The organism is Streptomyces sp. NPDC002513 (genome assembly GCF_053595355.1).
This window is the reverse complement of record NZ_JBSFXK010000045.1, coordinates 20,014-45,720: the sequence shown is the minus strand read 5'-3', so window position 1 is coordinate 45,720 and position 25,707 is coordinate 20,014. Positions and strand designations below refer to the sequence as shown.

Here is a 25,707-nt window from a genome sequence, read left to right as displayed (position 1 = left end):
CCTTCGTCACGTCCAGAAGGAGAACTCCCCCTGTCTGCAACGAAGTACCCGTCGGCCGACAGCTCTCAGTGGTTCTCGGGTCGGCACCCCGGTGACACCATGCCGCATCCGAACGTGATCGTCCTTCACACCACCGAGGGCGGCTCGTGGCCGGACTACTCCGGCGGATCGGTCGCCCCGAACTTCACCGTGAAGGGCGGCCAGGTCCGGCAGCACTTCGCCGCGAACGAGTCGTCTCGCGCGCTGGTCAACAAGAGCGGCGGCGTCCAGACGAACACCCTGAACGTCATCCAGATCGAGTTGGTGGGCACCTGCGAGAGGGGCGGGCCCGGCCTGTACTGGCCCAACGCCAGCGACGCCGACCTGAAGCCCCTCGCGGATCTCGTGCGTTGGCTCACCCAGCAGTACCCCATCCCGCTCATGTCGACCTCGAAGCCCTGGCTGGCCTACCCGTCGAGCTACGGGTCGAAGAACGGGCAGCGGATGAACTTCGCGGAGTGGACCAACTTCCGTGGAATCTGCGGCCATCAGCACGTACCGGAAAACGATCACGGCGATCCGGGAAACTTCCCCATCGACCGCCTGATTGCGCTGGTCAAGGGCGGGAAGCCCGCGCCCTCGAAGCCGTCGTCCGGCATCGTCGCCCTGTCGGCCGGCGTGCGCCCCGGGGCTCGGCACCCGCAGGTAAAGGAGCTTCAGCAGCTCCTCATCAAGGCCGGGTACGGGCCGATCAAGGGTGCCGTCACCGACTACTACGGGGTGAACACTCAGGCCGCGGTGGCGCGTTTCCACGACCGCAATCCGAAGTACAAGTCGATCGGGCTGATCCGCGATCCTCGCATCGGACCGTCCGGGTTCGTCGCTCTGCAGAAGCTGGCGGGCCGCCGATGAGCAAGATGCAGACGCCCGGCTTCAAGCCGGTCTCGCTGGTGAGCCTGCTCCCTGTTCGCTACCGCTCGCGGGTCGGCGCTGTCCTGGCCGCGCTCGGCGTGGTGGTCAGCGTGCTGTCCGTGTCCTACGCGGACAAGCCCGAGATCGCAGTGATCGTCCAGATCCTTACGGCACTTGGTGTCGTCGCTCCGGCCGAGGAGCAGCCGGACGACCCGATCGAGTAATGACGAAGGCCCCGTTGACCTCTTCGGTCAGCGGGGCTTTCTCGTCGTTGCGCTACTTGCGCTTTGACTGCTCAATCTCGGCGACGGTGGTCACCTTGGGGCGGCGCGATTGCGCCTTCTTGGCAACTGCCTTCTTCGCTGCGGTCTTCTTCGCGGGGGCGGCAGCCTTCTTCGCGGCAGGCTTCGACTCGGGCTCGGCCAACTTCCGCGTCAACGTGGCCACCTCGTCGGCCGGAGCACTCGGGGTAGCGGAGGAACCCTCCTCTACCTGCGGAGACTCCGCTTCGAGGATCTCTTCCAGCGTGTCAGCGTGGTCCCCGCATCGGTCTGTTTCGACCGTGCGCCCACCCTCGGTGACGGTGTAGTGACGGGTCTCGATGCCGACCCTCTTGCACACATCGCAAACACGTACGCTGAGTAGCACAACCATCGCACCCATTCGTTTGTCTTGACGAGTCAAAGTCTCGCGTGTCAGTGTAGGGGTGTATTGGGGCGCAGTAGAAGTTGCGCCCGGGGGGATGCCACACGCCGAAGGGACAACATGCCCGCCAAGAGCAAGATCCAGGATGAGCAGGAGGCAATCCGTTGGATTGAAGAGGGCAAAACCTACTCCTGGATCGTCGAGCAGTACAAGACTAAGTACAACATCGAGACGACGCCTTCCCTCTGGGCCTCCTTCCGCTCCCGAAGAGGACTGAAGAGGCGCACGGCAAGGAATACTGACCTCATTCCTTGGACCGTAAAGGAAGAGCACTGGTTCGCTTACCCTTTGGCGATGCTACGCATTGAGGCTCGCGTGCGCGAGGGATTTAAGCTGCGTGATGTGGATGCCAAGCGACATGCCTCCTGGAAGGAATTCCTCAAGGAGGAGAACGCTGTCGTGTATTACGACCCCGACACCGAAGAAGGCTTCCACTACGTCCCCCGCGAAGCTAGTGATACCGACATCATCCGCCAGCCCAAGCAGGCTACACGCAAGCTCTGACAACCAGCTCCCCTAGGGGTACAACCCCATCCTGAGCTGCACAAACGGCCCCAGCCTCCACCCCAGGGATGACACCCCCTGGGGTTTGTTCTACTTCAGACGTAGTCACGCCCCACCTTTCCTACGAAAGTTGATAGGACTTCCTCCATTAGGCTCGGTTTGAGGTTGACCAAGGCAACGTAAAAGGTCAAACTCTCAACAACTGTTCGGTTTACGCGTTCGAGGCGTTTGGAAGCCGCTTCGTACGTTTGGGGAGAGGAGCCTGTGCATGTCGCACGGCCACGGGGTGGTCTCCGATATTGAGGGGGAAACGGCTGGAAACCCTGAACAGAACTGCACGCCTTCGGTCGCGCTGCACATTGACCACGCCAACTTCGACTTCCACATCACGGCGCACCCTGGCTACCGGGCGAGCGAAATGCGGAGCGTGCTGGCCCTTGCGAAAGGGCGAGGGCTGACGCTGTTCGACGAGGACGACCGCGATCCCGAGATCCTGGAGGACGGCTCGGTCCGCCTCTACCTGATACCCGTAGTCAAGATCTGACGAAGGACGACATCGAGTGCCCATACGGCTCACAGACCTGCCTGTCCATACCCCCGACGTCCCCCGCGACGGGCGGGGGCGCCCCCTTGTAGTACCCAAGAGCGGCGGCAAACCGCGCGCCCTGACCCGCACCACCACATTCATCGACGCCATCGAGGACAAGTCGGCTCTGACCGCGTGGGGCAAGCGCATGGTGCTGGTCGGCGCCGCCGCGCAACCTTCACTGCTGGACCGAACGCGAGATCTTGACCCAGCGTCATACGAGGGGAAGAGCACCCTCAACGCCCTGGCAGAGCGAGCCGTCCAGCTCGCCGGAGCGCACACCAAACGGGAGAGGGGCACGCACCTTCACGCACTCTCGGAGCGCGTCGACCAGGGCGAGGAACTCCCCGCCAGCGCGAGCCCCGCGGACTTGGCCGACATGGCTGCGTACAAGGTCTCCACGGTCGCACTCGACGTGGTGGCCGTAGAGACGTTCGTCGTCGTCCCCGAACTGGGCGTCGCGGGCACCTTCGACCGCATGGTCCGCTACAGCGGCCCCGGCCCGGATGGAGAGCGGATCGAGGGCCAGTTCATCGCCGACCTCAAGACGGGGTCGGTGGAGTACGGGGGCCTCAAGATGGCTTCCCAACTTGCGGTGTACGCCCATGGCGAGCTCTACGACCCCACCAGGTTCCCCGTCGACCTGAGCGACGCGAAGGTTTTCACCCGCTGGAAGAAGAGCGACGTGCCCGCCAGGGAGGCGGCGTCCGCATACAGTCCCCTGCCGCCCGTGAACCAGGACTGGGGCATCGTGATCCACCTTCCGGCCGGCCAGGCTGCGTGCACCCTGTACTGGGCCGACCTGCGGTTGGGCTGGGCTGCCGCCAAGCTCGCCGGGGAGGTCCGGGCCATGCGGGGCACCAAAGGCGCCTTGCGGAAGTTCGCGCCCAACGTTGCCTTTTCGGACCTGATTGCGTAATCTTGACAAGCAGGCGGGCGCACGGCCCGCTTTACGAGAGAGGGGTTCCGAGTGGCCAATGACGGCGCGTCCGTCGAGGTGAGCGTCCCGTTCGGGGCGGACACCGAAGACCCGACCATCCGCCTCAGCGGCCCAGAGGGGGCCGTCCGCGAAGCCATCGGTTCATCCTTCAGGTTCGATAGCGATACTTTGACTAATGCGACGCTGGCGGAGCTCATCATCGAGGCCAGTCGCATGGCCCGAAGTGCATCGCAGATCGTTCACGGCCTCGGCGCAAGCGTCGTTCCGTCACAACCCGCCTCGCAGGCCAGCCCTCCGAGGCCAGCCACACAGCCACCCATGGCGGAGCAGTCCGGGACGAAGGCGCTCCTGGAGCAGATCGAGGCATGTCGCACCATCGACGAGCTGAAGAGACTGTGGGCGGAGAACCAGGCCGCGTTCTCCGACTCGGCTGTGATGGACGCCTGGAAGGCCCGCGGCCGAGTCCTGGGGGGCTCGTGATGCCCCGCCGAATTCTCGGCGCGGTTGTGGCCGTCGCCATAGCGGCTGGCTCCCGTACGCCCCGTGTTCCGGCCCGCCGTACCCCGTACACCGTTCACCGACAGAGTGGAGATCAGTAGTGCCCCTGAACCTCATGGACATCCCGACCGCCAACGGCGGCTGGTTCAAGCCGAAGGACAATGCCACGGCGGTCGCGATCCTCCTGGAGGTCAAGCAGTTCGACCGACAGCGCCCCACCCCGAACGGCCCGAAGGACTCCGCGCTCTGCGACGTGACGGTCTTCCAGACGAACGACGCGCTCTCCCAGCAGGCCCCAGAGGTCTCGAAGGGCCAGCGCATCGAACAGACCGTTCTGGCCCGCGACCTTGAGACGGTCGTTGGCGGCGCGGTGCTCGTCACCGTCACCCAGGTACCGCCCTCGAAGCCGGGCGCCCATCCCGCGTGGGTGTGGAAGCAGGTCACCGACATGGGGATTCGCAACCAGGTCGTTGCGTACGCCGAGCAGCGCGACGCCGCGATTCAGTCGGCCGTCGCGGACGCCCCGTCCTTCGACTGACGCCAGCCGGTAGATGGGGGCGGCCACCGTGCCGCCCCCTCCTCCTCAGCGATTGGAGCACGCATTCTTACCCCTGGTCGGTCCCTCGCCCTTCACGCAGAGTCGGGCCGCGAGCTGCCCCGTGTCGAGGCGTTCGAGGCCCTCTACAACATCGGCTGCCGCCCACGTCACGGCGAGGTCGTAATGATCGCCGGACGGTCCGGCACTCAGAAGAGTGGGCTGGCCCTGTTCTGGGTGGCGCAGATGAACTTGCCCACCCTCTACTTCTCCGCCGACATGAGCGCCTTCACTGCCTCGTCGCGGCTCGCCTCGATGGCGACCGGCGATACGACGGAGATGGTCGAGGCGGGCATGGCGGCCGGCGGTCGCTACCGAGAGACGTACCTCAATGCCGTCAGCGGTTCGCGGATCACCTTCTCGTTCGGAAGCCCGATCACCTGGAAGGCCGTGGACGAGGAGCTGGAGGCGTGGGTCGAGCTGTGGGACGACTACCCGGCCGTCATCGTCTTCGACAACCTCATGGACTTCGAGGGCGCGGAGTCGGACTACACCGAGCAGATGGCCGTGATGAGCAGCGCGACCGAGCTCGCCCGTGCCACAGGCGCGACCGTCATCCTGCTGCACCACGCCAGCGACAAGAGCTGGGAGGCCAAGAGCGACCCGTGGGCGCCTCCTTCCCGCGACCAGGTGAAGGGCGGCCTCTCGGAGAAGCCGGAGCTGAGCCTTTCCGTGGCGCTGGACCCGAACTCGCTGGAGTACAGGGTCGCGGTCATCAAACAGCGGATGGGCCCTTGCGATCCGACGGCCCGCCGGTACGCGACGCTGCGGTGCCACCCCGAAGTCACCCGGTTCTCGAAGTTGGAGCGCCTTGCGCCGCTCAACCAGACCCCGGCCCCGCAGTGGTCGCCCCTCGACGCCCTGAAGAAGGCCGCTTAACCAGAGAGGAATGCGAGATCTTGACAGATGTAGCGGCTCGAAACCGTAGGAACAAACGGCGAGGAGCCGACTGGGAGACCGAGCTCCGAAACGAGCTGCGAGGCGCCGGCCTAGACGTTGAGCGCCTCCGCCTTACCGGCAAAGACGACGAGGGAGACCTCGTGATTCGCCGGGGCGACGGCACCTTCCTGGTCGTCGAGGCGAAGAACGCGAAGTTCGAGCCCGGCACGTTCGTCGGTGAGGCCGAGAGGGAGCGCACCAACTTCGCGCAGCACCGGGGGCTTGACCCCGCTGAGGTCGACTCGGTGGTCATCGTCCGTCGCAGGGGAGCGAGTTGGCGGCGGGCGTACGTCCTGTCCACCGTCGAGCGGTACTTCGAGCTGGAGGCCGATCGGTGATCACCCACGAGGAGACCGAGGAACTCCGGCGTCTGGCCCGCGAGCTGAACGACCTGCTCAACGAAGGCTCCGTGGCGCAAGGACTCACCGAACTCGGCTACGACCAGGACGCGGAGAGCTTCCGGGGGCGGAGGGTCGCGTGAGGCTCCGCCGCATGGATACCGACGACCCAGAGCGCGAGAAGCCAGCACTGGAGGCCGTGCTCGAACACTACGGCGTCGACATCAACTCGCATCGGGCCATGGGGATGGCGCACTGCCCACTGCACGAGGACAACACCCCGTCCTTCTCCTACAACACCGACCGGCAGCTCTGGAAGTGCCACTCGTGCGGTGAGGGCGGGGACACGTACACGCTGATCATGAAGAAGGAGAGCACGGACTTTGTCGGAGCGCGAGCCTTTGCGGCCTCTCTCGCCCTCGCAACGCGAGATGTTGGAGGAGGCGACGAGCGCGTATCAGGCAGCGCTTACGGCGGACGCCGCGCGGTACCTGCTGGATCGCGGGATCGGAAAGGCCGAGGCGGATACGTTCCGGCTTGGCGTCGTTGACGACCCGCTCCCCGGCCACGAGCGCTACCGGGGGATGCTCGCCATCCCCTACCTCGGCCACCGCCAGCAGCCGCTGACGATCCGGTTCCGGTGCCTCCAGGATCACAACCACCGCGAGTACGGACACGGCAAGTACAACACCATCGCCGGAGACCCGCCCCGCATGTACGGGGTCGATTCGATCCACGCGGCGGGCGACGAGATCCACCTAACCGAAGGCGAGTTGGATCGCGTGATCCACCGGAAGATCGGCTGGCATTCGGTTGCCGTCCCCGGTGTCGAGATGTGGTTCGCCCGGCACCGCCGCATGCTCGCGGGCTTCTCGCGCGTCTGGGTCTGGAGCGACCCGGACGAGGCCGGAAGCAAGCTCACGACGACCGTCTGTCGCTCCCTCCGGTCAGCCAAGCCGGTCCGTCTCCGCACGGGTGATGTCACCGAGACCTACATGGCCGGCGGCTCTCAGGCCCTATTCGACGCGAAGGAGGCCGCGGCTTGACCGAGGCAAAGACGACGAAGCGGCCTGCGCGCAAGGCCGACCCCGTAACCGCGATCCTGGCGAACGTGAAGGCGACCCATCGCGCGGTGGCCGACAAGCGGATGCCGATCGGCGGCGGGCACAACCCAGCGAAGGCGCGACGCTATTTCGCTGAGGAGGCCGACCGCTGGGCCTTCATCAAGATGACCCGCGACAAGGCGGAGCTCTCCGGCTGGGACGCCGAACTGCTGGAGCAGCTCTTCCACGCGCTCGCCGAAGCCGGTCACCCGGAGACTGCGAAGGTCCACCTGGAAAAGGTCGCAGCATACGCGGTCGCCGCGATCGGGCAGCTCGACCGGGAGGCGGTGTGACTTCCCGCCCCCTGCCCGGAAATCCGGGCCCACGCCTTCAGTCGATCTGGGAGGCCCTCGACGAACGCGAGCGCGAAGCCTTCGAGCAGCACCTCCTCCAGGACACCGCAGCGGAAGACCTCGTCTGGATTCTGGGCCGCTTCGGGCACCGGGTCTCCGCCTCCACCATCCGCACGTACCGGCGCCGCCTGCGCCAGGAAGCGACTGATTCTTGAGCAACCTTCTCGACGAGCTCCTCTCGAAGCCCGTGGGCCCGTCCATACCGGCCCGCCAGACCGACCCCGACCGCGACTTCACCCGCCAGATCGAGGTCAGCGGAGATGGCGCCGAGGTGACCGTCCGGGGGCCGGCCGGCATGGACCCCAAGAGCACTGCGGCTTCCGTCCTGCTCTCTCAGGGCCTCGACCCCGACGAGTGGGAGATCAAGGGGTTCCGCTCCTCGGAGTGGACCATGCCCGGGGGCGAGACCGGACTCAGCACCCGCTTCTCCTTCGCTCGCATGAAGACCGCGACGCACGCCGCGCACGACATCAACGAGCTCTTGGCCGCGATCGACAACCATCGCCCCAACCAGAGTGACGCCGTGACCGGGGAGGGTGATCACACCTTCGTGATCGCGCTCGGCGACATGCAGTTCGGGAAGGCTGACGGGGACGGCCCGGCGAGCACACTGAAGCGCACGATCGAATGCATCGACCGCGCGGCCGAGCTCCTGGACGTGTATCGGCAGCGCTTCGACATCGGTCACGTCCATATGGGATGGCTCGGCGATCACGTCGAGGGCTTCGTGTCGCAGGGTGGCTCGAACGCCTGGCGTACCTCGCTCACGCTCACCGAACAGATCCGCCTGACCCGCCGCGTCATGCTGCATGGCGCCCTGACCATGGCGCCGCTCGCGCCCCGCGTTTCGCTGGCAGCCGTGCCCGGCAACCACGGGGAGGCCGTCCGGATCGCGGGCCGGGGAGTAACGCGATACGACGACTCGCACGACACGGAGTCCCTCATCTCTGTCCGCGACGCCTTGGCGCTCGACGCCGAGCGGTTCGGGCACGTCGACTTCTATGTGCCGGACACGGACGAGCTGACCGTTGTCGTCGACTGCTCGGGCACGACAGTGGCTCACGCCCACGGCCACCAGTGGCGGCCAGGCAAGCACTTCGAGTGGTGGAAGGGCCAGGCGTTCAACAAGGCGAGCGCGATGCACCAGGCGGATCTTCTCCTTGCAGGCCATTTGCATCACGAGTTCGTGGATACGGACGGCCAGCGCACGTTCATCCAGCCTCCAGCCATGGAGAGCGAGTCAACCTGGTGGCGGCACGCGAAGGGCACGACGGGCGCCCCCGGCCTGGTGGTCGCCGTGACGAAGGACGGCGAGGTGCCGGTGAAGGAGGTGGTCCGATGACCCTTCTCCTGCTGGACTACGAAGCTGCCCAGGTGGCCGGCGAGGTGGACTGGAGCATTCTCTCCGACCCCCAGGTCGAGAGCGTTGCTCAGGCTGTCGCGAGGGGGTTCGCCCGCGACTACGGCCTGACCCTGGAGTACGAGGACGCGTACCAGGAGACGGTCATCATCGCCTCCGAGCGGGCCGCGTATGTGCGCCAGCTCCTCGATGAAGCCGGGGCCGGATTGCTGCATCGCTGGCTCTCCCAGCGCCTTCGGGACCGATGGCTCACCGAGGCCAAGCATCGCTCCGGGCACGTCTCCTACGAGGCCGCCCGGCACGCGGCGGAGCGGACGGGCCTGTGACGGCGTATGACCGACGGCTCGTCGAGCACCTCCTCCCAGCCGTCTGGGATGCGGAGGCGGCGTACGGCATCCGTCACCCACAGGCCCCAGCCGCCGACATGCCGAAGGGCACGACGGACCCGAAGATCGCGGGCAACCTGTTCGCCCACCTCGCGGACATCCGGCACGGCTGGGCGTCAGCCCCGCTCACCCTCGGCGAACGCCAGGCACTCGTCCTGCGCTACGGAGCCGACCTGCCGGACGACGAATCAGGGGCGCTCCAGGGGGTTACCGGGCGCGCGGTGCGCTACCGGTGCGAGAGGGGCATCGGGAAGATCGCGGCCCATCTCAACGGGCGTGAGTACATCGACGGATACGAGGAACTGAACATCGCCGCGTGAGACTTGTTCACAACGCGGACGCAGGCGTCCAGGCCGCGTGCTCTGGGACGCCTGCGTTCCGGGCTACGCCGCTGCGGTGAGCTCCCTGACTCGCTCGTTGAAGTCAGCGACCAGCCGATGTCCGCCGTAGGGTCGCATGCGGCGCTGAAGGTCGTGCACGGCTTCCACGGCGCGCGAGGACTTGACCTGCCTTGTCAAGCTGAGGGTGCGGACACCTGCCGCGTGAGCCGCCTCCAGGTCGTTCCGCTGCAAATGGGATACCGCGAGGGCCGCCTGCGACATGGCCCCGCGTCGGGCACGCTTCTGACTCCTGGCGTGGTCGATGGACTTCCGGGCATGCTCGTCCGCGGCGTTCGCGTCTCCGAGGTCGCGGAACGTGTTGGCGTGTTCCCCATGCAGGTAGGCGGGGTCGATGAAGGCCGCCCATTCCGGCTCCTCACCCCGCCGCGCCTTCGCGTATGCCCTCTCCGACTCGATTACGGCGCGGGCCGCCGCGGACTTGTCGTCGAGCAGTGCGAGCGCTCGTGCTTCGAGGCACCAGAGGTCCGCCAGGCAGGCCGGCGAGTCGACGCGTGACAACCCGAGTCGCCCCGCCTGAGCGAGGCGGCGCCCTTCGGCCGGGTCTCCCAGCAGCGTGGCTTGGTCCGCCATGCCGGCGAGGACGTGAGACCCCAAGGCCGGGTTGCCGGACTCCTCGGCGAGGCGAAGGGACTGGATCAGGTACCGCTGGGCGAGGCCGTGTTCGCCGTTGTCGTAGGCCATCCACCCGAGGAGGTAGGTCTGTTCGGCGGCGGCCTCGCAGAGGGCCCGTCGCACGTCATCGCTGTGCGTGCGGCGGAGAAGGGGATAGACGTGCTGGTTCATGTACTCGGCGAGGATCAAGCGGCCGGAGCCGCCTCCCTGTAGTACGTCCATCTTCTGGAACTCGCCGAACATGTTCTTCACCGCCGTCACGTCTTCCAGACGGACACGGGGACCGGGCTCCGGCGCCTGGTCCAGGACGTTCATCAACCAGTCGCGTGACGGTCCAACGCCAGCGAGGGCGGCGAATGGTGCACCTGCAAGGAAGTTTCGTCGATCCACGTCAGCTCTCCCGAGGTCTGCGACAACCTCCACGGTAGCCGCGTAGGAAGAGTTGTACACGAGTGCGCTCTCGGCACCCGCGCCGTCACCGAGCCCGAGATCATACGTTGTGACCCGATATCCGACACAGTCTGAGAAGACCGCCGCGATGATGTCGGGTAACGGCTGGCGCGGTATCTGGCCCTCAAGCCAGAAGCGGACTCGGGTCGTGCTCGTGGCCACATGCGGCTCGTTCCACAGCGCCGCCTTGGCCTTCACCCTTCTCGCCAACTCGCCGCGGCTCATGCCGGATCGGTCGAGCCATCTCGCGAGTTTGTCGTTCGTCATGCTCAGCCTCTCTGTGACGGGAGGTAGCGGAAGCGACACCCTTCGACACCCCTGTCGACGGTACCGCGCGACACGCTCATGAGGTTGTCTAGGACCACGTTGATCACGGGGAAGGCGACATCATGGCGGGTAGCGCATTAGAGACCGGCACCTCGGTCCCTCGGTTCGCGGGGTACGGGCCAGCGGCGGTGAAGCCCAACTCGATCACGCGCTGGGCCCTCGACGGGAGTTCACTACTCAAGGTCTACCGCACCATCGCCCCGTACGAGAGGCGGCGCCGCGAGTTACATGCGGTCAAGATCGCTGCTGGATGGGGCCTTTCAGTCCCTTCCGTGGTGGCGGCAGGCGAGCACGGGGCCCATCCGTGGGCCGTGTTTGGAGCCGTGCCGGGGAAACCCTGTTCAATCCGAACCACACGGGCGGTCCAGGGCTTTGTCCGGCACGTCATCACAGAGACTCGCCAGCTCCATCACGGGGTCGCCGACATGCGCCCCGGCTCAGGTTGGCGGTGGCACCCAGGCGACACGCTCACTTCCAACCGTGGGTTCCTTCTCGATCAGCTCTCCAGCCGCTGTCGGCAACTCTCCTGGTGGCATGACCTGGAGGCTGCTCTTGAGCCCTGCGATGAGCTGCCCACGGTGTACCTCCATGGTGACCTCAAGCCTGAGCACCTCCTGTCCGACGGCGACCGCCTTCACATAGTCGACTGGGAGGCCAGCGGACGAGGCCCCGCCGTGAGCGATCAGGCCGACGCGGTCTTCCACGCCATACGCGACTTGATCTACACGGCGCCGACGCCCCGCCGATTGCCCATCGGAATCATCAGCCAACTTGGCGCCCCGGGTGTCGCGTTGGCTTGGCGTCTCGCTCTATGGCTTGATCGACGACGCTCCGGAGACATCCACCTCATTCCGGCGCGTGACCTCTACCAGCTCGCCGCGGAAGACGATCCTGCGGCGGCCTGTGAGCAACTCGCTGGCCATGTCTCACGCTTGCGGACGGCCGGCGTCCCTCGATGATCTTGGTCCGTCCAGCCAATCGGCTCGACGAGATCCACGCACATCCCTTCCAGCTCTGCGAGGAGTAGGCCATGCACCGAACCACCACCACCTTCGGCAACAGCCGCATAGTGATCGAGTCCGGAGCACCCCAACCGGACGCGACGACCATCGTCGAGCGGAAGGGCCTCGGCCACCCGGACACCCTCGCCGATCACCTCGCCGAGCGCCTGTCCCGGGCGTACAGCCAGTACACCGTGCAGCACTTCGGAGCCGTACTGCACCACAACTTCGACAAGCTCGCTCTCCTCGGCGGCGCGAGTGAAGTCCGCTACGGCGGCGGCAAGATGACCTCACCAGTACGAGTTCTCGTCAATGGCCGCGCCGCGCCTCTGTGCGGTGGCGAGACGATTCCCGTGACGGAGATCGTCGAGGCGGAGGTCAAGGCGTTCTTCGCCGAACGGCTGCCGGAGGTCTCGAAGCACCTCGACATCACCTTCAATATCACGAGCAACTCAAGTCCCGGCGCCGTACTCACAGGCGACGACGTTCCGGACCGCACTCGCTGGTTCAACCCGCGCTCCATCGACGACCTCCGTGAGCGCCGCGTGCGCCTCTCGAACGACACCTCCCTCGGCACGGGTTGGGCCCCGGAGAACCCCTTCGAGACGTTCGTCCGTGACCTCGTGGACCACTTCTCCGGAGAGAGTGACTTCACACAGGCCCACGCCTGGTGCGGCGCCGACGTGAAGCTCATGGGCTACTGGGACGGGCAGCACGCGGACATCGTGTTGTGCGTACCTCAGAAGTCGCGTCACGTCGCGGATCGTGCGGAGTACGTTCGCAACTCTGAGACCGTACTCGCCGAATGCCACCGCCTCGCCGGCATCTGGCTCCCCGACGCGGACGCGGACTTCCGCCTCAACGCTCGCGACGTGCCCGAGAAGGACGAGCTCTACCTGACCTACACAGGCAGCTCGATCGAGTCCGGCGACGAGGGCGTAGTCGGCCGAGGAAACCGCGTCAACGGTCTCATCACGCCCCTGCGCCCGATGAACCTGGAGGGCGCGAGCGGAAAGAACCCCGTCTACCACGTCGGCAAGCTCTACAACATCGTCGCCCTGCGGCTGGCACGTCGACTCCATGAGGCGACTGGTGAGCACGCGGAAGTGCACCTGGTGAGCACCACGGGGCAGAGGCTGGACCAGCCGTGGCGGATCCTGGTTCGTCTCGCCGCGCGGGAAGTCGAGATCGACAAGGTGCAGGCACTCGTCACAGAGGCCCTGGAGGAGTTCCCGGCCCTCACCGACGAGCTCGTTCATGACGGGATCGTGCTGAGCTGATGACTACGCGGACGCTCGGCGGGGTGCCCGAGGGATGTCGAAAGCGGCTGATCGCACACTACGGACCGAAGGTCCAAGATTGGCTCGACACCGTACCCAGCGTGCTGGGGCAGGTGGCGGAACGCTGGAGCCTTTCGCTTGAGGGGTACCACGACGCTGGACACGCCTCCGTGATCGCTACGGCGACCGATCCCGACGGGCGTCCGCTGCTCCTCAAGGCCTGGGCTGATCCGACTCGCTACCGCCACGAGATTAGTGCCCTTCGGCTGTGGGCCGGCGGGATGACGGTCGATGTCATGGAGACCGCCGACGATCACGCGGTGGCACTCCTCGAAATGGTGGGTGGGCGCCCCGGAGGCTCCGAGTGGCGGCAGCGGGAAACACAGATGGTGGCTGGTGCGCTGCACGGACTGCACCTGCGAGGACGGGCGAGGTCGCGCGCAGTCGGCCTCCCGCTTCTCAGTGACTACCTTCGCTTCGAGGTGTTGCCGCGGATCGAGAAGCGGGTGCTGAGTCTCGATCTTGGACCTTGGCGGCCACTCGTCGAGGACGAGTTTCGCGCGCTCGCCACCCTCAAAGAGGCCACTGCGCGGTCCACCGTCCTTCACGGTGACCTGTACCGGGAGAACGTTCCGTTCGATGACAGGGGCCATCCGCGTCTGCTCGATCCCGTTCCCATGGTGGGCGACGCCGCCTTCGACTGGGCCTTCTGGACCGTCTACTACGACCTCGGCCGAGAAACGAAGCAGCGGCTCGCAACAGCCGCCCGGATCTCTCGCATACCCGTCCCGGTGATCGCACCGTGGTGCAGATTGCTGTCTCTGGACGGCCTCCTCTACTACGTGGACACCGGTGATCCACGAGCGCCGAAGATGATGGGGGTGCTCTCGTTTCTGTCGGCCCGAGGAGCGGGAGGCGAGATATGAGGACGCACATCCTCCGCCACGGACAGACGGAGTACAGCACGAAGCACCTCGTCAACGGTGACCCGTCCATCCCCGTCCAGCTCAGCGAAGAGGGAGTGCGATCGTGTCAGCGCGCCTGGGCCGTCTTGCCTCTGCACAGTGTGCGGACGTGGTCGGCCAGCGGGTTCCCGCGAGCTCAGCAGACCGCTCTCCTACTCACGGGAGTGCCAGCTGCGGAGCTCGTGGTCGAGCCTCGGCTGAATGAACTGGACTACGGAGAGTTCGAGGGTGGCCCGTGGCTCGGCTATGGCGATTGGCTTGATCAACATGGCGCCTGGCGCCGTCCCCCGGGGGCCGCCGAATCGCAGCGGGAGGGTATCCGCCGGATGCTCCTCGGGCTCAAGGACTGCCTGGATCTCCCCAGCCCTCGCCTCGTCGTGGGGCATGGCTTGCTCCTGTCTGTCCTGCTCTGGCAGCGGGATCGTTCCGAGGGTGAGGCCGTACCCCTGTTCTTCCCAGAGGCTCCCTGCGTGCAGCCGCTCAATGTCGCGGACGACATGCTCGGCGGCTGGATCACGGAGCTTCTATCTGACCTTGATGGGGAAGATCGCCAAGATCCAGACGAGCGGAGTGACGCGGCGATATAGCGGGGCAACGCCGCGTCGGCAGTTGCTACCGTCAGAGCGGTAGCTCACTTTCCGGAGAAGAAGGACCCCAGCCATGCATGATGCTCGCGCCCTGATCGACATGGGGGCCGAAGCGGTACGTCGGCTCGCTCGACGCGGTTACTCCCTGGACCTGTCCGTCCTGGAGGACCTCCAGGCCCGGCGGAACCAGAGCATTCGTGTGGCTGACGAGCTGCGGGCAGAGTCCAAGCGCGTGGCCAAGGAGGTCCAGGAGACCGCGAAGCAGGGCGGGGATATCTCCAAGCTGAAGGAGCGGGCCCGCGAGATCAAGGAAGAGATCCGGGAGATCGAGGCCGATCAGGAGAAGGTGCAGGACGATCTCCGCAGCCTCCTCCTCAGCATTCCGAACATCCCCGACGACAGGGCCCCAGATGGCGACTCCGAGGAGTTCGCGGTCGAGGTCCGTCGAGTAGGGACTCCGCCGACCTTCTCCTTCGAGCCGAAGGACCACGTCGACCTTGGCGAGGCCACGGGTGTCCTCGATTTCGCTCGGGCGACGAAGCTCTCGGGCCCTCGCTTCGCCGTCTCTCGTGGAGCAGGGGCAGCCCTTGAGCGGGCGCTCGTCACGCTCTTCCTCGACCTTCACACACGCCGGCACGGCTACGTCGAGCACTCGGTTCCGTTCCTGGTCACCCGGAAGACGATGACCGGTACCGGTCAGCTGCCGAAGTTCGAGGAGGACCTGTTCAAGACGGGCGTCGCGGATCGCGAACTGTTCCTGATCCCGACCGCCGAGGTTCCGCTCACCAATCTCTACGCCGACGAGATCATCCCGCCGTCGGAGCTGCCGCTCGCTCTCACCGCTCAGACGCCGTGCTTCCGCTCGGAGGCCGGCTCGTACGGACGCGACACCCGGGGCCTGATCCGCCAGCACCAGTTCACGAAGGTGGAGATGGTGCGGATCTGCGACCCCGAGGACGCCGACGCCGAGTTGGAGAAGATGATCGGCCACGCCGAGGCGTGTCTGAAGGAGCTGGGCCTCGCGTACCGCGTGATCCGCCTTGCCGCTGGCGACACGGGCTTCTCCGCCCAGCTCACCTACGACCTGGAGGTGTGGCTGCCCAGCCAGAACACCTACCGCGAGATCTCGTCGATCTCCAACTTCGGCACCTTCCAAGCGCGCCGCGCGAACATCCGCACCCGCGGCGCGGACGGCAAGCCGAAGCTGGTTGCCACGCTCAACGGCTCGGGCCTGCCGATCGGTCGCACCCTGGCTGCGGTGCTCGAACAAGGCCAGCAGCAGGACGGCTCGATCGTCCTGCCTGAATCACTCGTCCCATACCTCGGCTTCCGCCGGATCTCGGCGGACGGAACCCCGGAGGCATAGTGCTCGTCGGCGTCTGCGACTTTCCAGGTAGCTACGCTTTTCCCCCGGCTGGATACGGCGGGATCGAACGATGGCTTTGGGCGGTCGCGGTAGGCGCCCGTGCCGCAGGCGCCGACGTGCATCTCCTCGGGCCGGGTTGGCTCACGGACTTGGAAACCGAATGGGTCCGCAAGCCCGTCCGCCTTGAGGACGTCACGCGAGGATCTCAAGCGGAGCGTGACCTCCGCGGCGCGGGATACGACCTCCTCGTGGTCGGCCACGAGTACCCTTCACTCGCCGCTTGGACGCGTACGTGGAACGAGCTCGACTGCGACGTGGCGACGTTCCAACACTCGCCGATCTTCCAGCACACTGAGACGGCGTTCGATGGTAAGCGTTCGCGGCTGTACTGCTACTCGCCCGAGATGATCGAGCGGTACGCGGCTCACCAGCCGATCCCGGAGCTCGCCGTTCACCTCGGGCTCAACGAGGAGGAACCGCCTTCGGTCGGCGGACGTGACCTTGTGTGGCTCGGTCGAATAGATGAGGAGAAGGCCCCGCATCTCGCTCTGAGAGCGGCACAGATACTGGGCCGCCGTATTCGCGTCGTGGGGCCCGTTTTCGACGAGGACTACGTACGCCGGCACGAGCGGCTCTTCACCGCTGATCACGTCGAGCTGGTGGGCGAACTTGGTGGTCCCGCCAAGATCGCCGCTCTCCGTGACGCTTCGGTGTTCGTCTACACGTACGCGCGCGCCTATGTGGAGGCCGGAGCCGCAGTGTTCGGCGAGTCCCTGCGGGCCGGAACCCCTATGGCGGCGCTGGCCTGGCGCAAGGGAACGTGCGCTGAGGCCGCTCTGTGCGACCAGACCGGGGCGATAGCCGTCGTCGATCCCGAAGTGGACGATGAGACGGCAGCGGTCAAACTCGCTGAGGCAGTCGAGCAAGCCGAGGCCCTCAACCACCGCCAGACGCAGGCGATCGGCCAACAACGCTTCGACCCCGCACGACACTTCGAGGGTATGGCGGCTCGCCCGTGCTGAGCGGGGCTCCGAACCAGCGGATAGCCGGGCTGCTGCGGCAAGCGTTGGGAACTCATTGGGAGTTCACCCTCAACGGGGATGCCTTAGAGATCCAGCACCCTCATCGCGGCTCTCCGTACTGCCCGCCCCGCCACCCCCCTTCGTGGGCGGAGTTGCTCGGAGCGCTTGAAGAGGGCTTCGCCACACAAGGCGTTCCGCGCGATGCCTGCCTGCCCCTTCGATGGGGACGGGAGACCGAACTGACCATTTCGGCTGTCCAAGCTCTCGACCCGCTCCTCAAGGAAGGACGCTCAGTAACCTACCGTCGGGGATTCATTCCTCAACCGGTAGTGCGATTCACCGGCCAGCGCACCGAGTCCGGAGAACTGTGCGACGGGTTTCTGACCTCCTTCGTCAACGTCTCTTGCGTCCAGCCCCTCAAGAACATCGACGAATACGGGGCAATGCTCGATGCCTGGCTATCCATACTCTCCCAACTCGGCTTCCACGCCCGGCACATAAGCGTGTATGGCAGAGTCGTGGTGTGGCAACGCCGCCAAGTCAGGGGAATCACGCTACGGTTTCGCCACTTGGACCTCACACTCGGCGACATCGTTCTGCTCTGGAACGCGGACAATCCGCAGGGCATGGCAGTCGACCTCGGCACCAGCCTCGAACGTTTGGCCTGGGCCCGGACGCGGCGAAGCTGGCACGAGCTGATCTTCGGGCCTCTCGCCGGGGCAGCCCCTGCTTCCACCCTTGACGCGCTTCGAACGGCGACGCTCCTGCTCGGCAACAGGATCACGCCTGCCGCACGCGGTGCGGGTGGGGTGACCCGCCGGGTCCTTGGCACCCTAGCCCCTGAAGCGGTGCGCTTGGGGGTGAGCACTGCGGTTCGAGCATCACACCGGTACTGGACGACGGTCGCGCCACTTCATGTTCCATGGCCCGCGGTTGCTGCCAGCATCGAGCGGGAGCTCACTCGCTGATAGAGCCACGGTCGTTCGGCGATGTGGCTTCCCTCGACCTTACTGCCCGAATCACCTCTCGCGCGGCTTGCTCCGGATCTTCGTGCTCCCACACCCGGATGACCAGCCATCCCGCAGTGCGCAGTGCCTCGTTGGTCTCGGCATCGCGAGCCTGATTACCGGCGATCTTCTCCTGCCAGAACGCCGCGCCCTTCTTGGCGGGGCGGTGGTGATCGGGGCAGCCGTGCCAGTAGCACCCGTCGACGAACACCGCGACGCGTGCCTTGGTGAACACCACGTCGGCGGTCCGTCGCAGGTCGGGGAGCGGCCTCACTCCCACGCGGTATCGCAGTCCACGTCTATGGAGTGCGGACCGCAGGAGCTTCTCGGGCTTTGTGTCCCGTCCTTTGTTGGCGGACATGACCGCTCGGGAGGCGGGGGAGGACGCCCACGAGTCAGGAGGAACGGTCTCGGTGGTCACGTAGCCGGCGGCGTGGGCCATCTCCCACGCCTGCGCCAGGTTCGCGGCGCGAGTCGCGCCGTCCACTTCGCCGACGTACCGTTCCTGTGTCTCGCCCCGCTGCGACCATCGCAGGTAGGCGCGGATACGGCGGGTGCTGCGGTACAGGCGTAGCGCGATAGACGCGCGCGCGTATCGGCCCTCGCCGAGGTCGACGGCGCGCGTGAGACGGCCGCCGGCGGCCCGGTCCTGCTCAGCCGCACGGGCCTCCCGGCTCATACCCGCTCTCGGCTTCCACGCGCGATCGGGAGGCATTCGATCATTCCAACGCCTCTGCCGACCGTCTACGGCTTCGGTCACTTCCGCTTCTCCGGGTCCTCCAGTGCCCCAACCGACCTGAGAGCGTCAGCGACGGCCTTCGAGAAGACCGTCCCGAGCTTGACGGGTACGGCGTTCCCCAACTGCCGCATCTTTTCTCCACGTGGCCCGTCGAGGATCCAACGGTCCGGGAACGTCATGACCCGAGCGGTTTCACGCACGGTCATGTACCGGTATCCGGTTCCGCCACCCTCGTTGACGAAGTTGGGGTCGTCGAGCTGCATGACGGATTCACCGCCCGGCACGCCGTGCACACCCGCCTTCACGGTCTTCGCGGGCCGGTCCAACACGTTGGGGGTGTGTCCGCTATACATGCGGGCTCCAGGCCATCCGACGTGATCGGGGATGTCCCTCACTACGAGCTTCTTCTTGACGGCTTCCTCCGTAACGTACGGAAGCGGCTTGCCCTCGTTCTCGTCGATTCCCGCGATGGCGTCACGCAGGGTGCGCCACGGCTCCAGTTGCAGCTTCTCCTTGACCTTCTTGTTCTCGTAGTCGAGTTCCGGAAGGTTTGCGATGACGCGCTTGCGGACGTCGGCGGGGACGTCCTTGTGTCGCTCCGTCCAGTACGGTCCGCCCTCGCGCATGGAGTGGATCAGCGATTCATAGGAGTGCGTCTCCTTGGGCATGAACTCACCCCAATTGACGCCGAGGTCGGCGCGGAACGCGACGATGATCACCCGATTCCGAATCTGGGGTACACCGTAGTCAGCGGCGTTGACCTCCATCGCCTTGACGACGTATCGCTCCGAAGGATCAACCGATTCGTTGGCGATCGCCTTCTCAAGGGCGTCGTTGTGCTCCTCCCATGTGGCGTTCTTGTCGCGCCGCTCAAAGGGGAGAGTCAATTCATTCAGGATGTAGTTAAAATAGGGTTTAAAAGACGGGCGGAGAAGACCGCGAACATTCTCGCAGATGACCGCCTTCGGCCTCATTTCCTGAATGGCGCGGAACATTTCCGGGAACATGTTCCGCTTGTCCTCCGTGCCCTTATGGACTCCGCCCAGACTGAAGGGCTGGCAGGGCGGTCCGCCGGCGAGAACGTCGACCTCTTCGGTGACGTGGTCGGTGAAGCTGATGTCGCTCACGTCCCCAGGGACGAGCGGCCACGCCTTCTCGGGATCCGTGGGGTCCGGCGGGTTGTCTCTCAGGGACTGGCACGCACGCGGGGCCAGCTCATTCACCAGGAGCGGACGGAAGCCCGCAGCGTGCACAGCCATCGCGAGCCCCCCGCCACCGGCGAACAACTCGACACACGTCCCCGCCTCTTGGCGTTCTTCTCGCAGCTCAGACATGAGCAAAGCATACCGCGGAGTTGTTGATCACTGGACCTCACTCGCGAACTTATGCCCCTCGGCCACCAGAATCACCGGATAGGGTGACGGTGATCACGCCCAACGGGAGGTTGAACAAGGCATGTCGTCATCGTTCAGCAACCAGTTCCGCCTCAGCATCACCGAGGCGCTGAGACACCAACTCGCCGTGGAACTGGCCAAGCTGACGCCCGCCCCTCTCACGCAGCCCAACCTCGACAAGCTGGACCAGCAAGCCGCAGTCGAGAACCTCGTCAGTCGCTCCGGGGTCTACCAGCTCTACCGGCAGACCAAAGATGACGATGAGCCCAAATTGGTGTATGTCGGCAAGGCGGAGAAGCCCCTATCCCAGCGCCTCGGGAACCACCTCAAGAAGATCTCAGGGCGGACCGGCATCTCGCTCGACGAGATGACGTTCAAGTGCCTCTTCGTCGCCGAAGACTTCACGGCCGTCGCACCCGAAAAGCTGCTGATCAAGGAGTACAGGAAAGATGGAGCCATCCCCTGGAACACGAACGGGTTCGGCAACAAGGACCCCGGACGGAATCGCGACCGCACCATCCTCAAGAAGAACCACTTCGATGTGCTGTTCCGAATCGACCTGAACCGGGAAATAGCGGATCTCACCTCTGGCGACCAGACTCTTGAGTCGTTCCTCGCTCAGATCAAGAACGGACTGCGGTACAACTTCCGCTACGAGGAGTCGGACATCTACCGAGATGTGACCCTCTCGGTGCCGGACGGGCCATTGACGGCCGACCAGGCGTTTCGGCTCGTGGCCGCGCACCTTCCGGAAGGCTGGCAGGTCGCCGCGCTCATGGGCTACGTGATCATGTATCACGACGCCCAGACCGACTACGCGAGCGCCTGGCGTTACTACCGCGGAACGGAAGTCCACGACTCTGAGCCGAAGTTGAAGGCCGCAGGAAAGATCAAAGAAGAGTCGGAGAACGGCGACGACCCGGAGAACGGCGACGACGCCTAGCGGCTCATCCGACTACGCGCCCCGGGGGCGACCGCCCTCCTCACCGGCTACGTGAGCTCTCCCAGCTCCAAGAGTTCCCGGGCCGCGTCTTCTTCGCGTCGCAGAACTATGCGCCCGTCACCTCGACTGTAGGCGATGATCTTGCTGCCTGGAGACAGGCCGGCCTCAGCGAGAAGTCCGAGAGGCAGGAAGACACTCCCGTCGTCGGCGATCACAAGTTCAGTCGGTTCGCGCAACATGTCGATCACCCTCTCACAAGAGGGAGTGCCCAGCCTGTCCGACCACCTCGGCTCTCACTTGCTGCGACTGGCGCCCTGTCGCGGTCGGCTGGGTCTCTCCCCCGTCGGGCAGCCCTTCGAGCACTTCGCCAGCGGTGTCCTGCACGTCAATGACAACGGACTCGGGGATGTCCGCGGAGTCACCGCTCAACGGCGTGCCGTCGCCTGAGCTCGCCGAGATGACGGCTTCGACGACCTCGCCTATCGCGACCCGCGGGATGTCGTCGTGGCCCTCGACGATCTCGGTCTCGGTGGCAACAGTCACCCTGTCGGTCTGAGGGTCCGTGACTGTCACTGCGACCGTCCCGGGCGGAGCCTCGGAGGTCTGCTTTAGGGGTGCCGTGACCTCCACGGTAACTGTCATGTTGTCGGTCATCTGCGACTCCGCGGTGACCGTCACCGTCGCCTCTTCCGGATCGTGATCGACATGCCACGTCGGCGCGGTTCCAAGCTCGGCGATGTTGGCCATCCAGAGCCGGAACGGGAGGAGGTCACCCATCAGCTTGTCAATCGGGTCGGGAATCATCGCGTCGAGCTCGTCGGTGAGCTTGCGCTTCCCAGTCCCCTTTTCGGAAGTCGTTGAGGGCTTTCCCCCCTTCCGCTCGCTCCCTGGGGTACGCGGCGCGGCCGGCTTACGCTTCCTCTGCGCCTTCTTGACCTCTTCCTTCTCCCCCGGGGCGACTTGGCGGTACAGGGGGCCGCTGGCAAGAACCTGCGTCTCCTTCCCGTCCGCCGCCTTCGGAGGGGCCACAGGTTGCGGCTTGGTCCGAACCGCTTCTTCAGGCTCGTCCTCGCCGTACGCCAGATCGTGGGCCTGCTCCTTGGTCATTCCTCGGTGGACGGCTTCCTTGATGATGGCCTTGCGCTGCTCTTCGGTCAGCTCGACGCCGGCCACGCCCCCGTGCCCATCGAAGAATGTGGGCACGCGGCTTTCGTCGGGGGTCTCGGCCAGAACGTCATCGCTCGCCGCTTCGACCTCGTGAGGAGCCGCGTCGGGCATCGAGCGTGCCGCCCGCCGATCGGACTCGCCCACGCTCGCTTCCTCCATGGCCAGCGTGCCCGAGAAGGCGACCGCGCTCGCCAGCATCCCGTACCCAAGCAGGGCCGCTCCCCTCTGTTGTTCTCCCTTGCCGGGCAGCGCGAGGATACGAGAAACGAGCGGACGGCGAACGGGCATGGCAGGACCCCCCTGTCGCGGAATGGTGGATTCCGGCTAAGTAGAACATAGAATGAATGTTCGAGTGACGGGAGGATTTGCACTCATTCCGAAGTCATCCTCTGGTTGCAGGAGGAACCCACCCGAAGGTGGACGCCAGCCGCCCTGCCGACGAGTCGTCAGCCCAGCACGGGAAGCCCTTTGGAGACCCAGCACCAATCCAGCACGGTGCGGATGACGAGGGATGACGACAGGTGACGAGGTGTCAGTTCATCCAGCACCGATCCAGCACGGGAAAAACTTAGGGGCCCGACCCAGAAGAGCCGGACCCCATCTGACCTGCATGTTTGCCAGATCAGCGACGTGGTGATACGTCAGCCGCTACACATTGAAGCGGAACTCCACCACGTCGTCGGCACGGAGGAACCACGTCGTCAATCCGATGTGACCGGCAGGACATCGGGGGACAACGCGCCCGCACGGGCCGAAGCGCTGGTCATCCTGCGGAGATGATGGCGGCGGCACAGAACCTCGTAACCGATCTCCTCCACCGGGCGGTTGACATCACCCACAACCACCTGAGCACCCTCGACCACCATCTCCCCAGCCACCGTACGGGCGTTGTGCGTTGCCCGCGCGCCGCACCAGCACAGCGCCTCCACCTGGAGGGCCTCGATCCGGTCGGCCAGCTCGATCAGCCGCTGCGAGCCAGGAAAGAGCTTGGTGCGGAAGTCGGTGGTGATGCCGAAGGCAAAGACATCGAGCCCGAGATCGTCCACGACCCGCGCCAACTGATCAATTTGCGCCGGTGCGAGGAACTGCGCCTCGTCGACGATCACATAATCGACCTTACCGCCCTTGGACAACTGATCGACCACATATCCGTACACATCCATACCCTCGGTGGCCTCGACGGCTTCTGTGACCAGGCCCAGTCGCGAGGACAGCTTCCCCTCGCCCGCCCGGTCATCCCGCGTGAAGATCACGCCCCGAAGGCCCCGGGCTGAGCGGTTGTGCCCGATCTGGAGCGCCAAAGTCGACTTCCCGCAGTCCATCGTTCCGGAGAAGAACACCAGCTCGGGCATGGGAAAGTGCGGCCTTTCAGGGCGGGGCGGAGAGAGGGAGGGCGTCAGGCCCGGCAGGGGGCGTGGGCGTGCGCCCCCTGCTCAGGTGCGGACTTCGAGTAGGGGCACCAACTGTTCCACGGCCGTCATCGAGCCGTGGTTGCCGACCATCGACGACTCCTTCGGCTCCCGCTGCGACGCGATGATGAGCACGTCGTCGTGGGCCGCCGCGACCACGTCACCGATGCGGGCGTACACCCGTTCGTCGACGTGCGGGCCGAACCAGCCGGCCGTGATCGCCTCGTCCCGTGAGGCCACCCAGAACTGCTCGCCGAGCACCTCGCGCCAACAGGTCAGCACGTCGTTCTGGGCGCCGGGCAGGGCGTAGACGTGCCGGGCGCGGCCCTCGCCGCCCAGCAGGGCGACTCCAGCGCGCAGCTCCCAGTCCTCGTCGAAGTCGATGCGGTGCCGCTCGTCGAACGGGATGTCGATCATGCCGTGGTCGGCGGTGACGTACAGCGCGGTGCGCGGCGGCAGCTGCTCCGCCAGGCGCTGGACGAGCCGGTCGACGTACATGAGCTGGCCGCGCCACGTGTCCGAGTCGACCCCGTAGCGATGGCCGGCCCCGTCCAGCTCGGCGTAGTACGTGTAGACCAAGGAGCGGTCGCCGGCGGCCAGTTGCTCGGCCGCCAGGTCCATGCGGTCCTCACCGGTCAGCCGGCCGTGGAAAGTGCCGCCGCTGAGCGCGACCTTGGTGAGCGGGGTGTGCTCGAAGGCCGGGGAGGACACCTGGGCGGTGTGCACACCGGCCGCGTCCGCGAGCTGGAAGACGGTCGGGTACGGCTGCCAGACCTGCGGGTCGGTCCAGGGCTGCCAGCGGAGCTGGTTCATCAGCCCGCCGGTCTCCGGGTTGCGGACCGTGTATCCGGGCAGGCCGTGCGCCCCCGGCGGCAGACCGGTGCCGACCGAGGCGAGCGAGGTCGCGGTGGTCGCCGGGTAGCCCGCGGTGAGGGGGCGGCCGGTGCCGCCGCGGGAGGACGCCAGCAGCGAGGTGAGGAAGGGGGCCTCGTCGGGGTGCGCCCTCAGCTGCTCCCAGCCGAGACCGTCGATCAGGAACACGCAGTTACGGTCGGCGGCGGTCAGTTCCGTGATCATCGGAGGCTGACCCGGCACGCCCATGCCCGCGGCCAGGGTGGGCAGGAGGTCGGCGAGGGAGCCGGATCCGTACTGGGGCAGGGGCGCGGACCCGGCGGCGAGCGGCTCCGGGTGGTCCTCCCAGGTGGGCAGCGCCATCAGTGGTTCGGATCCGCGGTCGCCTCGGAGAGGGACTGCGCGAAGGCGAGCGCCTGGCGCACCGTCTCCGGACCGTCCCCGGCCTCGCTGACGCGGAGGCTGAGGTCGTCCGCCGTCGAGCTGCCCGTGTAGCCGTGGTCCGCCTCGCAGTTGGGGTCGCCGCAGGCGGCGGGCTCCAGGTCGATGCGGGAGACGGCACCCCAGCCGATGGTCAGGACGACCTCGCGGGGCAGGGTGCCCGGCGCGTAGGCCTCCGGGTTGGCGACCACGCGGCTGACGACGACCGACGAGATCCGGCCGAGCTTCACCGACTCCGTCGATGTCGTGGCGTACGGCGTCGGGGAGGTGTCGTCCGCGGCCTGTTCGTCGGTGTGGCTGACGATGAAACGGGTGCCGGTGAGGACCAGCACGGTGACGTGACGACGCACCTCGTTCGCGTCGAACGTGGTCTCCTGGTGGACCAGGTACGACCGGATGGGATCGCCGCCCACCGCGGCTTCCACCGCTTCGGCCACGAGAGCCGGGTAGTAGCCACTGCGCTCGATCGCCGCGCGCAGACCCTGGGTCGTCGTACTGGTCTTGGCCATGACGTCCATCCTACGGGGGCGCACTGACTGCGAGGCA

The 25,707-nt window shown here is 66.1% G+C and carries 33 protein-coding genes; 25 read left to right on the top strand and 8 right to left on the bottom strand.

The genetic code is table 11. The features are described 5' to 3' along the window. Positions 1 to 99 precede the first annotated feature (99 nt). Together ACWD5Q_RS25520 and ACWD5Q_RS25515 are read left to right on the top strand one after the other, a co-directional pair. Complete coding sequence (locus ACWD5Q_RS25520; RefSeq protein ID WP_451429362.1) at positions 100 to 891, top strand: peptidoglycan recognition protein family protein; 792 nt, start codon at positions 100 to 102, stop codon at positions 889 to 891. Next, positions 888 to 1,115, top strand: a complete 228-nt coding sequence (locus ACWD5Q_RS25515; protein ID WP_451429361.1) for a DUF7439 family protein — start codon at positions 888 to 890, stop codon at positions 1,113 to 1,115. Before ACWD5Q_RS25520 ends, ACWD5Q_RS25515 begins: the two co-directional genes overlap by 4 nt. Before the next feature lie 52 nt (positions 1,116 to 1,167). Here ACWD5Q_RS25515 and ACWD5Q_RS25510 read toward each other — a convergent pair whose 3' ends face one another. After that, complete coding sequence (locus tag ACWD5Q_RS25510) at positions 1,168 to 1,554, bottom strand: hypothetical protein (RefSeq protein WP_451429360.1); 387 nt, start codon at positions 1,552 to 1,554, stop codon at positions 1,168 to 1,170. 102 nt (positions 1,555 to 1,656) lie between these two features. On the opposite strand from ACWD5Q_RS25510, the gene ACWD5Q_RS25505 reads away from it, so the two are divergent. From ACWD5Q_RS25505 to ACWD5Q_RS25435, 15 genes are all read left to right on the top strand, one after another. Beyond that, positions 1,657 to 2,100, top strand: a complete 444-nt coding sequence (locus tag ACWD5Q_RS25505) for a hypothetical protein (protein ID WP_451429359.1) — start codon at positions 1,657 to 1,659, stop codon at positions 2,098 to 2,100. 268 nt (positions 2,101 to 2,368) lie between these two features. Further along, complete coding sequence (locus ACWD5Q_RS25500; protein WP_451429358.1) at positions 2,369 to 2,644, top strand: hypothetical protein; 276 nt, start codon at positions 2,369 to 2,371, stop codon at positions 2,642 to 2,644. Positions 2,645 to 2,660: 16 nt separating this feature from the next. After that, positions 2,661 to 3,605 carry a hypothetical protein gene (locus ACWD5Q_RS25495; protein WP_451429357.1) on the top strand — a complete coding sequence of 315 codons (945 nt, stop codon included), beginning with the start codon at positions 2,661 to 2,663 and terminating at the stop codon, positions 3,603 to 3,605. Between the two features lie 339 nt (positions 3,606 to 3,944). Further along, the gene (locus ACWD5Q_RS25490) at positions 3,945 to 4,106 is read left to right on the top strand and encodes a hypothetical protein (RefSeq protein WP_451429356.1); all 162 of its coding nucleotides are present in this window, start codon (positions 3,945 to 3,947) and stop codon (positions 4,104 to 4,106) included. Between the two features lie 118 nt (positions 4,107 to 4,224). Next, positions 4,225 to 4,662: a hypothetical protein gene (locus tag ACWD5Q_RS25485; protein ID WP_451429355.1), complete on the top strand. Its 438-nt coding sequence runs from the start codon at positions 4,225 to 4,227 to the stop codon at positions 4,660 to 4,662. Positions 4,663 to 4,713: 51 nt separating this feature from the next. Beyond that, on the top strand, positions 4,714 to 5,598 hold the full coding sequence (locus ACWD5Q_RS25480) for an AAA family ATPase (RefSeq protein ID WP_451429380.1): 885 nt from the start codon (positions 4,714 to 4,716) through the stop codon (positions 5,596 to 5,598). A gap of 161 nt (positions 5,599 to 5,759) precedes the next feature. Continuing rightward, complete coding sequence (locus ACWD5Q_RS25475) at positions 5,760 to 5,996, top strand: hypothetical protein (RefSeq protein ID WP_451429354.1); 237 nt, start codon at positions 5,760 to 5,762, stop codon at positions 5,994 to 5,996. Then, on the top strand, positions 5,993 to 6,139 hold the full coding sequence (locus tag ACWD5Q_RS25470) for a hypothetical protein (RefSeq protein ID WP_451429353.1): 147 nt from the start codon (positions 5,993 to 5,995) through the stop codon (positions 6,137 to 6,139). Before ACWD5Q_RS25475 ends, ACWD5Q_RS25470 begins: the two co-directional genes overlap by 4 nt. A gap of 11 nt (positions 6,140 to 6,150) precedes the next feature. Beyond that, entirely contained in the window at positions 6,151 to 6,546 is a 396-nt protein-coding gene (locus ACWD5Q_RS25465) for a CHC2 zinc finger domain-containing protein (RefSeq protein ID WP_451429352.1), read from the top strand. Next, the gene (locus ACWD5Q_RS25460) at positions 6,428 to 7,042 is read left to right on the top strand and encodes a topoisomerase (RefSeq protein WP_451429351.1); all 615 of its coding nucleotides are present in this window, start codon (positions 6,428 to 6,430) and stop codon (positions 7,040 to 7,042) included. Before ACWD5Q_RS25465 ends, ACWD5Q_RS25460 begins: the two co-directional genes overlap by 119 nt. Continuing rightward, on the top strand, positions 7,039 to 7,392 hold the full coding sequence (locus tag ACWD5Q_RS25455) for a hypothetical protein (RefSeq protein WP_451429350.1): 354 nt from the start codon (positions 7,039 to 7,041) through the stop codon (positions 7,390 to 7,392). The genes ACWD5Q_RS25460 and ACWD5Q_RS25455 overlap by 4 nt, the downstream gene beginning before the upstream one ends. Beyond that, entirely contained in the window at positions 7,389 to 7,607 is a 219-nt protein-coding gene (locus tag ACWD5Q_RS25450; protein ID WP_451429349.1) for a hypothetical protein, read from the top strand. The genes ACWD5Q_RS25455 and ACWD5Q_RS25450 overlap by 4 nt, the downstream gene beginning before the upstream one ends. Further along, a complete protein-coding gene (locus tag ACWD5Q_RS25445; RefSeq protein ID WP_451429348.1) occupies positions 7,604 to 8,794 on the top strand; it encodes a hypothetical protein in 1,191 nt (396 codons plus the stop codon). The genes ACWD5Q_RS25450 and ACWD5Q_RS25445 overlap by 4 nt, the downstream gene beginning before the upstream one ends. Beyond that, positions 8,791 to 9,138 (top strand): hypothetical protein, encoded by a 348-nt coding sequence (locus ACWD5Q_RS25440; RefSeq protein ID WP_451429347.1) that lies wholly within the window; start codon positions 8,791 to 8,793, stop codon positions 9,136 to 9,138. Before ACWD5Q_RS25445 ends, ACWD5Q_RS25440 begins: the two co-directional genes overlap by 4 nt. Further along, entirely contained in the window at positions 9,135 to 9,518 is a 384-nt protein-coding gene (locus tag ACWD5Q_RS25435) for a hypothetical protein (protein WP_451429346.1), read from the top strand. The genes ACWD5Q_RS25440 and ACWD5Q_RS25435 overlap by 4 nt, the downstream gene beginning before the upstream one ends. Before the next feature lie 63 nt (positions 9,519 to 9,581). Here ACWD5Q_RS25435 and ACWD5Q_RS25430 read toward each other — a convergent pair whose 3' ends face one another. Continuing rightward, positions 9,582 to 10,928 (bottom strand): transcriptional regulator, encoded by a 1,347-nt coding sequence (locus ACWD5Q_RS25430; RefSeq protein WP_451429345.1) that lies wholly within the window; start codon positions 10,926 to 10,928, stop codon positions 9,582 to 9,584. A gap of 122 nt (positions 10,929 to 11,050) precedes the next feature. Here ACWD5Q_RS25430 and ACWD5Q_RS25425 point away from each other — a divergent pair, with 122 nt between their 5' ends. The 7 genes from ACWD5Q_RS25425 to ACWD5Q_RS25395 all read left to right on the top strand — a co-directional run bounded on the left by ACWD5Q_RS25425 (position 11,051) and on the right by ACWD5Q_RS25395 (position 18,177). Continuing rightward, positions 11,051 to 11,947, top strand: coding sequence for an aminoglycoside phosphotransferase family protein (locus tag ACWD5Q_RS25425; RefSeq protein WP_451429344.1), 897 nt, complete (start codon positions 11,051 to 11,053; stop codon positions 11,945 to 11,947). 71 nt (positions 11,948 to 12,018) lie between these two features. Continuing rightward, entirely contained in the window at positions 12,019 to 13,269 is a 1,251-nt protein-coding gene (locus ACWD5Q_RS25420; protein WP_451429343.1) for a methionine adenosyltransferase, read from the top strand. 101 nt (positions 13,270 to 13,370) lie between these two features. After that, positions 13,371 to 14,195, top strand: coding sequence for an aminoglycoside phosphotransferase family protein (locus ACWD5Q_RS25415; protein WP_451429342.1), 825 nt, complete (start codon positions 13,371 to 13,373; stop codon positions 14,193 to 14,195). Next, positions 14,192 to 14,821 (top strand): histidine phosphatase family protein, encoded by a 630-nt coding sequence (locus ACWD5Q_RS25410; protein ID WP_451429341.1) that lies wholly within the window; start codon positions 14,192 to 14,194, stop codon positions 14,819 to 14,821. The genes ACWD5Q_RS25415 and ACWD5Q_RS25410 overlap by 4 nt, the downstream gene beginning before the upstream one ends. A 73-nt stretch (positions 14,822 to 14,894) precedes the next feature. Beyond that, positions 14,895 to 16,187: a serine--tRNA ligase gene (gene serS / locus ACWD5Q_RS25405; protein ID WP_451429340.1), complete on the top strand. Its 1,293-nt coding sequence runs from the start codon at positions 14,895 to 14,897 to the stop codon at positions 16,185 to 16,187. Next, positions 16,187 to 17,209, top strand: coding sequence for a glycosyltransferase (locus ACWD5Q_RS25400; RefSeq protein ID WP_451429339.1), 1,023 nt, complete (start codon positions 16,187 to 16,189; stop codon positions 17,207 to 17,209). The genes serS and ACWD5Q_RS25400 overlap by 1 nt, the downstream gene beginning before the upstream one ends. 152 nt (positions 17,210 to 17,361) lie before the next feature. After that, positions 17,362 to 18,177 (top strand): hypothetical protein, encoded by an 816-nt coding sequence (locus ACWD5Q_RS25395; protein ID WP_451429338.1) that lies wholly within the window; start codon positions 17,362 to 17,364, stop codon positions 18,175 to 18,177. Here ACWD5Q_RS25395 and ACWD5Q_RS25390 read toward each other — a convergent pair. Both ACWD5Q_RS25390 and ACWD5Q_RS25385 read right to left on the bottom strand, forming a co-directional pair. Continuing rightward, a complete protein-coding gene (locus ACWD5Q_RS25390) occupies positions 18,167 to 18,895 on the bottom strand; it encodes a very short patch repair endonuclease (RefSeq protein ID WP_451429337.1) in 729 nt (242 codons plus the stop codon). The genes ACWD5Q_RS25395 and ACWD5Q_RS25390 overlap by 11 nt on opposite strands. 77 nt (positions 18,896 to 18,972) lie before the next feature. Further along, positions 18,973 to 20,289: a DNA cytosine methyltransferase gene (locus ACWD5Q_RS25385; RefSeq protein ID WP_451429336.1), complete on the bottom strand. Its 1,317-nt coding sequence runs from the start codon at positions 20,287 to 20,289 to the stop codon at positions 18,973 to 18,975. Between the two features lie 121 nt (positions 20,290 to 20,410). Between ACWD5Q_RS25385 and ACWD5Q_RS25380 the strand changes: the two genes are divergently transcribed. Continuing rightward, entirely contained in the window at positions 20,411 to 21,292 is an 882-nt protein-coding gene (locus ACWD5Q_RS25380; RefSeq protein ID WP_451429335.1) for an Eco29kI family restriction endonuclease, read from the top strand. Positions 21,293 to 21,544: 252 nt separating this feature from the next. Here ACWD5Q_RS25380 and ACWD5Q_RS25375 read toward each other — a convergent pair whose 3' ends face one another. From ACWD5Q_RS25375 to ACWD5Q_RS25360, 4 genes are all read right to left on the bottom strand, one after another. Then, a complete protein-coding gene (locus ACWD5Q_RS25375) occupies positions 21,545 to 22,747 on the bottom strand; it encodes a hypothetical protein (RefSeq protein ID WP_451429334.1) in 1,203 nt (400 codons plus the stop codon). 413 nt (positions 22,748 to 23,160) lie between these two features. After that, a complete protein-coding gene (locus ACWD5Q_RS25370; protein ID WP_451429333.1) occupies positions 23,161 to 23,811 on the bottom strand; it encodes a thymidine kinase in 651 nt (216 codons plus the stop codon). Positions 23,812 to 23,892: 81 nt separating this feature from the next. Then, a complete protein-coding gene (locus tag ACWD5Q_RS25365) occupies positions 23,893 to 25,083 on the bottom strand; it encodes an alkaline phosphatase family protein (protein ID WP_451429332.1) in 1,191 nt (396 codons plus the stop codon). Continuing rightward, positions 25,083 to 25,679 (bottom strand): DUF5998 family protein, encoded by a 597-nt coding sequence (locus ACWD5Q_RS25360; protein ID WP_451429379.1) that lies wholly within the window; start codon positions 25,677 to 25,679, stop codon positions 25,083 to 25,085. The genes ACWD5Q_RS25365 and ACWD5Q_RS25360 overlap by 1 nt, the downstream gene beginning before the upstream one ends. Between the last annotated feature and the right edge of the window lie 28 nt (positions 25,680 to 25,707).

Bases quoted from the DNA above. Each gene is read 5' to 3' on its own strand.
- ACWD5Q_RS25520 (WP_451429362.1), top strand. From the start codon at position 100: ATGCCGCATCCGAACGTGATCGTCCTTCACACCACCGAGGGCGGCTCG.
- ACWD5Q_RS25515 (WP_451429361.1), top strand. From the start codon at position 888: ATGAGCAAGATGCAGACGCCCGGCTTCAAGCCGGTCTCGCTGGTGAGC.
- ACWD5Q_RS25510 (WP_451429360.1), bottom strand. From the start codon at position 1,554: ATGGGTGCGATGGTTGTGCTACTCAGCGTACGTGTTTGCGATGTGTGC.
- ACWD5Q_RS25505 (WP_451429359.1), top strand. From the start codon at position 1,657: ATGCCCGCCAAGAGCAAGATCCAGGATGAGCAGGAGGCAATCCGTTGG.
- ACWD5Q_RS25500 (WP_451429358.1), top strand. From the start codon at position 2,369: ATGTCGCACGGCCACGGGGTGGTCTCCGATATTGAGGGGGAAACGGCT.
- ACWD5Q_RS25490 (WP_451429356.1), top strand. From the start codon at position 3,945: ATGGCGGAGCAGTCCGGGACGAAGGCGCTCCTGGAGCAGATCGAGGCA.
- ACWD5Q_RS25465 (WP_451429352.1), top strand. From the start codon at position 6,151: ATGGATACCGACGACCCAGAGCGCGAGAAGCCAGCACTGGAGGCCGTG.
- ACWD5Q_RS25460 (WP_451429351.1), top strand. From the start codon at position 6,428: ATGTTGGAGGAGGCGACGAGCGCGTATCAGGCAGCGCTTACGGCGGAC.
- ACWD5Q_RS25440 (WP_451429347.1), top strand. From the start codon at position 8,791: ATGACCCTTCTCCTGCTGGACTACGAAGCTGCCCAGGTGGCCGGCGAG.
- ACWD5Q_RS25430 (WP_451429345.1), bottom strand. From the start codon at position 10,928: ATGACGAACGACAAACTCGCGAGATGGCTCGACCGATCCGGCATGAGC.
- ACWD5Q_RS25425 (WP_451429344.1), top strand. From the start codon at position 11,051: ATGGCGGGTAGCGCATTAGAGACCGGCACCTCGGTCCCTCGGTTCGCG.
- ACWD5Q_RS25420 (WP_451429343.1), top strand. From the start codon at position 12,019: ATGCACCGAACCACCACCACCTTCGGCAACAGCCGCATAGTGATCGAG.
- ACWD5Q_RS25410 (WP_451429341.1), top strand. From the start codon at position 14,192: ATGAGGACGCACATCCTCCGCCACGGACAGACGGAGTACAGCACGAAG.
- serS (WP_451429340.1), top strand. From the start codon at position 14,895: ATGCATGATGCTCGCGCCCTGATCGACATGGGGGCCGAAGCGGTACGT.
- ACWD5Q_RS25390 (WP_451429337.1), bottom strand. From the start codon at position 18,895: ATGAGCCGGGAGGCCCGTGCGGCTGAGCAGGACCGGGCCGCCGGCGGC.
- ACWD5Q_RS25385 (WP_451429336.1), bottom strand. From the start codon at position 20,289: ATGTCTGAGCTGCGAGAAGAACGCCAAGAGGCGGGGACGTGTGTCGAG.
- ACWD5Q_RS25380 (WP_451429335.1), top strand. From the start codon at position 20,411: ATGTCGTCATCGTTCAGCAACCAGTTCCGCCTCAGCATCACCGAGGCG.
- ACWD5Q_RS25375 (WP_451429334.1), bottom strand. From the start codon at position 22,747: ATGCCCGTTCGCCGTCCGCTCGTTTCTCGTATCCTCGCGCTGCCCGGC.
- ACWD5Q_RS25370 (WP_451429333.1), bottom strand. From the start codon at position 23,811: ATGCCCGAGCTGGTGTTCTTCTCCGGAACGATGGACTGCGGGAAGTCG.
- ACWD5Q_RS25365 (WP_451429332.1), bottom strand. From the start codon at position 25,083: ATGGCGCTGCCCACCTGGGAGGACCACCCGGAGCCGCTCGCCGCCGGG.
- ACWD5Q_RS25360 (WP_451429379.1), bottom strand. From the start codon at position 25,679: ATGGACGTCATGGCCAAGACCAGTACGACGACCCAGGGTCTGCGCGCG.